The sequence below is a fragment of the Halomonas sp. genome (genome assembly GCF_052095695.1).
Taxonomy (GTDB): Bacteria; Pseudomonadota; Gammaproteobacteria; order Pseudomonadales; family Halomonadaceae; genus Vreelandella.
This window is the reverse complement of sequence record NZ_JBQDLQ010000129.1, coordinates 1-6,724: the sequence shown is the minus strand read 5'-3', so window position 1 is coordinate 6,724 and position 6,724 is coordinate 1. Positions and strand designations below refer to the sequence as shown.

The 6,724-nt window shown below is 52.2% G+C and carries 7 protein-coding genes; 3 read left to right on the top strand and 4 right to left on the bottom strand.

What is annotated here, in order from left to right:
- Window positions 1-534: 534 nt before the first annotated feature.
- From ACTH5D_RS16785 to ACTH5D_RS16775, 3 genes are read right to left on the bottom strand one after another with little or no spacing between them, the layout of a single operon-like run.
- Window positions 535-891, bottom strand: a complete 357-nt coding sequence (locus tag ACTH5D_RS16785) for an Atu4866 domain-containing protein (protein ID WP_441673240.1) — start codon at window positions 889-891, stop codon at window positions 535-537.
- Window positions 892-905: 14 nt separating this feature from the next.
- On the bottom strand, window positions 906-1,367 hold the full coding sequence (locus tag ACTH5D_RS16780; RefSeq protein ID WP_441673238.1) for a carboxymuconolactone decarboxylase family protein: 462 nt from the start codon (window positions 1,365-1,367) through the stop codon (window positions 906-908).
- A gap of 38 nt (window positions 1,368-1,405) precedes the next feature.
- A complete protein-coding gene (locus ACTH5D_RS16775) occupies window positions 1,406-2,161 on the bottom strand; it encodes an SDR family oxidoreductase (RefSeq protein WP_441673236.1) in 756 nt (251 codons plus the stop codon).
- Window positions 2,162-2,367: 206 nt separating this feature from the next.
- Between ACTH5D_RS16775 and ACTH5D_RS16770 the strand changes: the two genes are divergently transcribed.
- Complete coding sequence (locus ACTH5D_RS16770) at window positions 2,368-3,312, top strand: AraC family transcriptional regulator N-terminal domain-containing protein (protein ID WP_441673234.1); 945 nt, start codon at window positions 2,368-2,370, stop codon at window positions 3,310-3,312.
- A 63-nt stretch (window positions 3,313-3,375) separates the two neighbouring features.
- Window positions 3,376-4,638, top strand: coding sequence for a dicarboxylate/amino acid:cation symporter (locus ACTH5D_RS16765; RefSeq protein WP_441673232.1), 1,263 nt, complete (start codon window positions 3,376-3,378; stop codon window positions 4,636-4,638).
- A gap of 146 nt (window positions 4,639-4,784) precedes the next feature.
- On the opposite strand, the gene ACTH5D_RS16760 is transcribed toward ACTH5D_RS16765, so the two are convergent.
- Window positions 4,785-4,958, bottom strand: coding sequence for a YqaE/Pmp3 family membrane protein (locus tag ACTH5D_RS16760; protein WP_096281858.1), 174 nt, complete (start codon window positions 4,956-4,958; stop codon window positions 4,785-4,787).
- A 230-nt stretch (window positions 4,959-5,188) separates the two neighbouring features.
- Between ACTH5D_RS16760 and ACTH5D_RS16755 the strand changes: the two genes are divergently transcribed.
- Window positions 5,189-6,724: TonB-dependent receptor family protein (locus ACTH5D_RS16755; RefSeq protein ID WP_441673230.1), on the top strand; the 1,536-nt coding region annotated here is incomplete at its 3' end.

Genomic DNA, 6,724 nt, shown 5'->3' with positions numbered 1-6,724 from the left:
AAGTTCCTGGTATCACCCAGATTAATAGTGGATAAAACAAGGAATACAATTACAGGCTTGCCGAAAGATTTCGTACATATCAATCTCGTACACTTCTGAATCTTTTTCGTACACTTCTGAAACCATGCTGCTTGCTAACCAACTGGCGACACAGTGTCATTAATATTCAGATGTGTCAATATCTTTCTTGCCCTTTTCCTCTAGCATTGGGTCAGATTGATTACTGCCAGCCCATTAGCCACTCATCAAAAGCGCTAATGCTGTTGCCGCTAAACAGGTGATGGGGAGGTGCATGTGGAAATTCCTTTTTCGTTATTAATATAGATCATGTCGCGTTAATTATACGTGCAGCCGACAGCATTTTGCATTTCCTCCTGCCCGGGTTGTTTCTTGAGTGTTCAGCGCGATAGCCATGATGATTTTTTGTTTCGGTTTTTTTAGCACTCAAATGCAGAGATTCTGATCTCTAGAAGATCTACGCAAAATGGGGGAATTAGTTTAAGCATTTATCAAGGGGAGGTTTCGCATGCCAGGTTACTCCTCGCGATACAGCACCATACCGCCGTGATAAAGGACATCATCTCTAAATTCGCCATCAGCGGTGAAGCCAGTGTCATCCCAGTATTCGATGTGGTGGCCAGTCACGTGATCGCGCCCCTGGTAAGCACTTTCACGCTCACCACGGGCCTCGTCGTAGCGATTGTTGGGTAAAAGCTCATGACGAATACGCCCATCTTCAGTTACCCACATACCAACATATGGATGGTCTGCCATAGCTTCGTTTTCCATGTTAGGGCAGGTTTGAGCAGAGGTGGTCGCTGGATAAAAAATGATAATGCCAGCGACCACTAGTAGCCGTTTCCAGTAGATGGAAAACTTGGTTCCTTGCATGAGTATCGCTCGTTCTAATTATTACGTTCGGCCAATAGCTCGGACAGCACCTGGGAAGCGGCAATAGCCCGAGGAAAGCCTACGGGCACCGTGATCAGGTAAACCATTTCTTTAAGTTCTTCTTCGCTAACGCCAATGTTGAGTGCATAGCCCGCATGAACGCGCATCATGCTAAGCTCGCCCAAGGCTGCCAGTACGGCCATTGCTGCAAGTTGACGTGTCCTGTCATCAAGGCCCGGGCGGCTCCATATATCACCAAGGGCATAAGCTTCCGTGGCTTCGGCAAGGAAGGGAAACTCCTCACGCATCGCCTCCAGATTTGGCTGATCGCTCCCTTGATTAAGGCTGCGGATCACTTCTGCCCCTCGCTCGCTGCGTGCCTGCGTGGTTGTCGCCTGTGCGGATATTGAAAACAAGACACCGATGAGGATCAAGCTTGGGAGTATGATCAACTGACGTCGTAATGGTGTGTTCATTTCGGGCTCCATTGATTAGCTGCTAAAGGCGTGTGGATTTAGTAACTCGCACTAGGTCGCACCACTATATCGCTGGTATCGATGTCATCTGGCTGATTAATAGCATGTGCAATTGCAGCTGCAATGGCATCAGATTTAAGTGCGATCTGACGATAAGTCGCCATGGCGTTGGCGGCCTCTGGATCAGTAATGGTATTTGCCAGTTCCGACTCCACCACGCCGGGGTACACGCAGGTAACGCGAATCTTGTCGGTTTCTTGGCGTAATCCGTCCGAAATGGCACGTACTGCATATTTGGTGGCGCAGTAAACTGCCGCGGTGGGTACGACGCTAAGGCCGCCGATCGAGGAAATGTTAATTACTTGGCCGCTTTCTTGAGCCTGCATTACGGGTAGAACGGCCGCAATACCGTTGAGTACGCCGCGAATGTTGACGTCAATCATGCGGTTCCACTCATCGACTTTAAGCGATGCCAGTGGTGAGAGTGGCATAATGCCTGCGTTGTTGACGATAATATCGATGCAGCCATGCAGCGTAAGCGCGTATTCTGCGAATGCCTGCATACTCTTTAAGTCCGTCACATCCAGCGCCCGGTAGTCTACCGTGGCACCTTCTGCACGAAGCGTCTCGGTCAATGCTTTTAGCCGGTCGGTACGGCGCGCGCCGATGACGAGCCGGTGGCCTTGGTCCGCTAGTCGGCGGGCTGTGGCTTCACCGATACCACTGCTGGCACCTGTTAATAAGACAACTTTTGATGACACAGCTGTTGCTGAACGGTTAGGTGAAATCGTCATGTAATCATCCTCGCATGGGTAAGTACCCGGAGAAGATTAGCTGGCGCTAGTAAAGGGCAATAGGGCTGATCCTATCGCATGCTTGCCTAATTCTATCGTATGAACAATTAGTAAGGCGCCGTTTAGCCGTGAAACATGTATATTACTCTTATATGAGTAAAGATTTTTATTGCCCAGACTGCTAGTAATCGTTCGAGGTTATCCACATGGCATTTAAAAGCGATACTGTGGTGCACAGCAAAATCGTTAAGTATTTGTACCAACTTGCGCCTCATGAGGGATATACCCAGTCGCTGGTGGGTGATGTGCGTTTTATGCGCTCTAATCGTCCGCTAAAAAATACGGCGGTTCTTTACGAGCCTAGTATTGTGATTATCTGCCAGGGCAGTAAGCGCGGTTATTTGGGCGATGAGATCTATATCTACGATGCGCTGCATTATCTTGTGCTCTCTATTCCGTTGCCATTCACTTCAGAAACGGAAGCCACGCCGGATGAGCCCATGCTAGGCATAGCCATCCGCCTTAATACGGTTGTCATTGCTGAGTTAGCTGCCTTGGTTGAGGTGTCGGGTGAGCATGCGGTTGAAGCACCCCGCGGTATGCTTGCGACTCCGCTGGAAGAAACATTAGCAGATGCAATATTACGTCTACTTGTGGCGCTAGCCGCTCCAGCAGACGCGCGCATACTTGCGCCACACATTGTGAGGGAGATCTATTACCGAGTATTGGTAGGGGGGCAGGGCGGCAGCGTTCGCGCAGCGCTCTCCCATTACGGGCAGTTTGGTAAAATTGCCAAGGCGCTCAGCCGGATTCATACGAACTACGCCGATGTACTTGAAGTGGGCAATCTGGCGAAAGAAGCAGGCATGAGTACACCTGCTTTTCACGTGCATTTTAAGGCAGTCACTCAGACCACGCCGATCCAGTACATCAAATCGACTCGTTTACATCATGCGCGGCTACTGATGATACGCAATGGGTTAACTGCCGCAGCTGCAGCCAGTCGCGTAGGATATGAGAGTCCCTCGCAGTTCAGCCGAGAATTTAAGCGCTTCTTCGGGCGTCCACCGGCGGAGGAGGTGCGTACCATGAAAGCGAGTCTCGATTTACTGCCGCCTACTCACCTTGTCGATCTTGCTGTGCCACACTAATAAAGTGGTGTGCAGGCTTATCAAAATAGGCCCATCAACGTATTCAAACCTGTAGGGACTCAAATGACACGCATATGGAAGGCCTATTTGAACGCGTCGTTGATTTTACGCGTTACCATCGCGCTGGTACTGGGCGTGTTAGTCGGGCTTGTTGGCGGTGAGTCGGTGGCCGTTTGGCTGGCGCCGCTGGGTGATTTACTGCTGCGGCTACTGACTTTTTTGATTGTGCCCATCGTGCTGTTCACGTTGATGGTGGGAGTTAACCAGTCGCGCGAGGGTAGCGCGGGGCGCATAGGCGGGAAGGTCTTTGGCTATTATCTAGCGTCTTCAGCGCTGGCCATTATGGTGGGCTTAACGGTTGCTACGCTGTTTAGCCCGGGAAGTGGCATGACGCTCAACGATGAAGCCAGTTTTTCGGTGCCTGAAAACCCTGGCGTTGTCGATGCGCTGCTTAACATTGTGCCGGATAATATTATCGGGGCTTTTGCTGAGCTTAATATGCTGGGCATTATTTTTACGGCATTAGTGTTTGGTATTGCACTGTTAAAAATGCGCCAATCACCGCGCCAGCATGCGATGGGCGAGCGGTTGTACGAGGTGATTGAGGCACTTAACGACGTCACGCTAAAAGTTATGTCAGGGGTGCTGCACTATGTGCCCATCGGCGTCTTTGCGATTGTAGCCGAAACGGTGAGCCGTCAAGGCTTGGAAACGCTGCTGTCGCTGGGTGATATGGTGGTTGTGCTGTATATCGCGCTGGGCGTTCATGTACTGCTTTATTGCGGCATCATGCGTTTATTTGGTGTGAAACTACGCACCTTTTTCCGTGAGGCACGCACGCCCATGCTGACGGCGTTTGCCACTCAAAGTAGCTCTGGCACGCTGCCGTTAACGGTCAACGCGGCCCGCCGTTTAGGAATTTCTAAGAGTATTTATGGCTTTAGCCTGCCGCTCGGGGCCACTTTGAATATGGATGGGGCGGCGATTCGTATCGCTATCTCGGCAGTCTTTGCCGCTAACGTGATTGGCGCGCCGCTGGATTTTATCAGCATGGTACAGATTGTGCTGATTGGTACGCTGGTCTCGGTAGGCACTGCCGGGGTGCCGGGCGCCGGTATTATTATGATTGCCACGGTGTTTGCCCAGGTCGGGCTGCCGATTGAAACCGTTGCGTTGCTCGCTGCTATTGATGCGCTGGTAGGCATGGGCGCCACGGCCTTGAACGTGACCGGCGATTTAGTCGGCACATCGGTGATTGCACGTAGCGAAGGCGAGCAGTTAAGTGAGACGCCTGTAGAAGAAGCATCAGAGGTTGCAAAAGTGTAGCGTAAAAGCGCTTGTTCTGTAGTCCAGTGACGAATGCATTCAGGCTTTTCCTCGGCGCCTCCATGGCCACGTTGATTAGGCATAAAAAAGCCGCCTAAGTGTGACCTTAGGCGGCGTTGCATTCATCAAGCAGTGAGAACTAAATGCTAGTGCTTTAATATCACATAAAACGCATGGATGATGCCGGGTATAAATCCAAATAGCGTTAGAATAATGTTCAGCCAGAAATGTCCTTTAAATCCGACTTCAAGAAATACGCCGAGTGGCGGAAATAGAACTGCAAAAATCATTTTGATTGGATCTGTCGCTGTAAACGCCATAAAGCCTCCTTTGCTTTCAGGGGTGTAACCGGTACAAGTTTAAGCATTACCAAGCAATTTATCTATGCCTCAATTAACTTCTAGAGACTAGCCAGGTCAGGAAGTCGTTCAATCCTGCCCTGCATTTTCACGTTGAAGTATCTGAGAGGGACCCCGTGTTGAGAAGAGGAGCGACCACGTCTTTTTGTTTATTAAGCTGTCTGACGGCTAGCCAAAGTTGGGGCCAAAATATGCCAGCGACTTCCAGCGCGATGGATACGCTAGAGGTCACGGCGCCGCGCCTGGCGCGCGAGCTCTACGCAACGCCTGCCGCGGTCTCAACGCTTGACCGCGATGCCATTGCACAGGGGCAGCAGCGTACTCGGCTGGACGAGGCATTAGTGCGCGTGCCGGGCGTGTTTGTGCAAAACCGCGATAACTTTGCCCAGGGCCAGCGAATCTCTATTCGAGGCTTTGGCGCGCGGGCACCGTTTGGCGTGCGTGGCATTACCGTGATGGTCGATGGCATTCCCTACACGCTGCCCGACGGTCAAGCGCAGCTTGATGCCATCGATCTAGACAGCGCTGAGCGTATTGAGGTCATCCGCGGGCCTGCTTCGGTGCTTTACGGCAACGCGGCTGGCGGGGTGGTCGCGGTGACTACCGCCGACGGTCGCGATAACCCAGGAACGCGCCTGCGCGCGGAGGTTGGGAGTGGCGGCTATCGAAAAACGTCGCTGCAAACCGGCGGTTCTCAAGGAGACTGGTCGCATCATGTAAGTCTTTCGGCGCTCAATGTTGATGGCTATCGTGAGCAGAGCTCGACTGAAAAGTATTTGCTAAATGCCAAGCTGCGTCGTGAGTTAGGCAGCGGAAGGGCGATAACGGCCATTATCAATTTGCTTGAAAACCCACGCTCCGAAGATCCTGGTGCGCTAAATGCACGCGAAGTCGCGAACGGGCGTGATCAGGCCGCGCCAAACTCCATAGCATTGGATGCTAGGCAAAACGTTGATCAGCAGTTGCTCGGCTTACAGTACGAAGATCTGTCCGCAGGCCCTGGCGAGCTCTATGTAAAGGGTTTTGTTGCGCAGCGTGATTTTGAGCAGCAACTGCCGTTCGTGGGCAGTAGCCGGTTGGGCTATCAGCGTGATTACCTGGGCGCGAGCGCTGAGTATCATCATGAAATTAATCTAGGCAGCCTGCCGCTGAGCTATATCACCGGTGTGGATGTGGCGCGTCAAAACGATGAGCGCTTTCGTAATGATGTAAATGCCCAGGGCATGGTGGGTGAGCGGCTGGCGGAAGAGACGCAAACGGCAACCTCGGCGGGGGTCTTTGCTCAGGGGGATTTGGCGCTTTCTGAGCAGGTAACGCTCTCGCTCGGTGCCCGCTTTGACCGAATAGAGCTAGACGTCGACGACCTCTACCTGGACGATGGCGATCAAAGCGGTGAGCAAACCTTTAACGAATGGAGTGGCTCGGCGGGTTTGAGCTACCGCTATCGCCCACAGCATCAAGCGTATGTGAATACCGGCACCGCGTTTGAAACGCCCACCTTCTCAGAGTTTGCTAACCCCTCGGGTGGCGGTTTCAACCCTTCAGTATCGCCGCAAAAGGCTTGGAATCGTGAGATAGGTCTGCGCGGTTACGTTGAACCGCTGGCGATGGATTACGACTTGGCACTGTTTTCGGTGCGCGTGCGCGATGAATTAGTGCCGTATGACGAGGGTGCTCGTACTTTCTACCAAAACGCGGGCGATACCGACCGTGATGGGATTGAGCTG